At 72.0% G+C, this 2,168-nt stretch carries 3 protein-coding genes; 2 read left to right on the forward strand and 1 reads right to left on the reverse strand.

Annotation, left to right across the window (positions count from 1 at the left end; all coding sequences use genetic code 11):
* Together IE312_RS39945 and IE312_RS14030 are read left to right on the forward strand one after the other, a co-directional pair.
* Positions 1-231: SPW repeat protein (locus tag IE312_RS39945; RefSeq protein WP_229899706.1), on the forward strand; the 231-nt coding region annotated here is incomplete at its 5' end.
* A gap of 196 nt (positions 232-427) precedes the next feature.
* The gene (locus IE312_RS14030; RefSeq protein WP_189981636.1) at positions 428-1,033 is read left to right on the forward strand and encodes a response regulator transcription factor; all 606 of its coding nucleotides are present in this window, start codon (positions 428-430) and stop codon (positions 1,031-1,033) included.
* 33 nt (positions 1,034-1,066) lie between these two features.
* On the opposite strand, the gene IE312_RS14035 is transcribed toward IE312_RS14030, so the two are convergent.
* A partial coding sequence (locus tag IE312_RS14035) for a sensor histidine kinase (RefSeq protein WP_189981637.1) occupies positions 1,067-2,168 on the reverse strand: 1,102 nt, incomplete at its 5' end.

Raw genomic sequence — 2,168 nt, forward strand, 5'->3', positions numbered from 1 at the left:
CGCGTGCACAGCATGGCGTGGGCCGCCTGCGCGCTGAGCGTGTGGACGATCATCGCGCCGTGGGCCGTGGCGGGTGACGTCTCCACGACGAAGACCATCGTCAATAACGTCATCGTCGGCATCATCGGCCTGCTGCTGGCCCTCGCCGCCGCCGCGATCGGCCGCCCCACGGACCGGGAGCAGTCAGCCGCCGGCCGCATGTCCGCGCCGTACGCGGGTGGCCGCGGCTGACCGGACGCGGGGACCCGGCGTCCCCGCCCCGCATCCCGGCGGCCCCGCGCACGCGACGACCCCGGAGCCGGCGTCTGTGCTGGTGACGGGGTCTTCGCATGCGCGCGGGGCGCTGGGCGATTCCACGCTGTGATCCGGCTATGCGGGTGAGAGGATGGAGCGCGGGGGGCCAGGAGACGCCGATGCGAGGGGGGCCATGCTGAAAATTCTGATCGCCGAGGACATGGCGATGCTACGGCGGGCGCTGGCCGAACTCCTGTCCCTGGAGGCGGACTTCGACGTGGTGGCAGAAGTCGATCGCGGCGATGAGATCGTTCCGAAGGCGCTCGCCGTGCGCCCGGACGTGGCCGTGCTCGACATCGGACTCCCCGGCATGGACGGCATCACCGCCGCCGCCGCCCTCGCCACCGCCGTACCCGACTGCCGGGTCCTCATGCTCACGGGGCTCGGCAATCCCAGCACGCTGCGCCGGGCGCTGGCCACCCGCGCGACCGGATTCCTGTGCAAGGACGCCAGCCCCGACCAGCTGGTGAGCGCGATACGGACGGTGGCCGCGGGCAAGCGCTTCATCGACCCCCAGCTGGCCGTCGCCGCGCTGGAGGACGTGACCCAGCCGCTGGCCCCGCGCGAGCTGGAAGTCCTGCGGCTCGCCGCCGCGGGCGAGGGCACCGCGGCGATAGCCGACCGGCTGTTCCTCTCGGCCGGAACGGTACGGAACTACCTGAGCAGTGCCGTGGTCAAACTGGGTGCCCGCAACCGCATGGACGCGGTACGGATCGCCCGTGAGGGCGGCTGGATCTGACGGCGCCGGGTCCCGCCGGGGCCCGGACCGCGGTCAGGCCACCGTGGTCGAATCGTGCACCCCCCGGTCGGCGGAGTACAGGGGACGGACCAGCCAGTGCCGGGGCGCGGGTGCCTCCGCCGGGACCGGGACGACCGCCGTCAGGGAGAACATCCCGTCCTTCACCTCCGTGGTGAGCCGGCCCTCCACGGCCTCGATGCGGTCGCGCAGGTTGTTCAGGCCGCTTCCGGGCCGGGCGTTGCTGAACGCGGCGGCCGGGCGGTCGTCGAGCCCGTCGTTGGCCACCGTCAGTCTGACGGCGTCCCGTTCGCGCTGGAGCCGCACGACGCAGGTGCCGACCCGGCTGTGCCGCAGCATGTTGGTGACCCCCTCGCGCAGCACCGTGGCCAGGGTCGTCTCGATGTCGGGCGGCAGCGGCCCGGCGCTGCCCGCGAACTCCACGTCCACGCCCATGCTGCGGAGGGTGGCGAAGACGGTGTCGACCTCCGTGGCCAGCGACATGGCACGGTAGGTCTGCGAGACCGCGCGCACCTCGGTGAACGCCCGCTGGGTGGTCTCCAGGATCTCCGTCAACTCCTGCTGGACGCGCGCGTGTTTGGAGGCCGGCAGCCGCCGTGCCAGTTCGCACTTGAAGGCGATGGTCGTCAGGCTCATGCCCAGCAGGTCGTGCAGGTCGCGCGAGAGGCGCAGCCGTTCGGCCTCCACGGCCATCCGGGTCAGCTCCATGCGGGTGCGGTGGGCTTCCTGGACGAGACGGGTCAGCTCGGAGAGGCCGAACACCACCAGCCCGGTCAGCGTGGTGGCGACGGTCCCGTACAGGAGCGAGCCGCGGCCCACCCCGCTTCCCAGGACCAGCAGGCTGGACGATCCCACGATCGCCGCGAACGTCGGCCACATCCAGTGGGGAGGCAGCACGAGCAGGGCGGAACCGGCGAGGAAACCCGGAGTGGCGAGCCAGGCGTCGGCGAAGGTGAGGAACGGCAGATAGGTGAGGAGTATCTGCAGGCCGAAGGTCCAGTACCGCAGGCGGGCCAGCCGGGGGGAGAGGTAGGCGAAGGAATGGGCGAGCTGGACGGCGTAGACGAGCAACAGGGTCGCGATGCCCGCGGTGAACCTGACCGGGGAGAGGTGGTCG

It is taken from the genome of Streptomyces capoamus, from assembly GCF_014654935.1.
Taxonomy (GTDB): domain Bacteria; phylum Actinomycetota; class Actinomycetes; order Streptomycetales; family Streptomycetaceae; genus Streptomyces; species Streptomyces capoamus.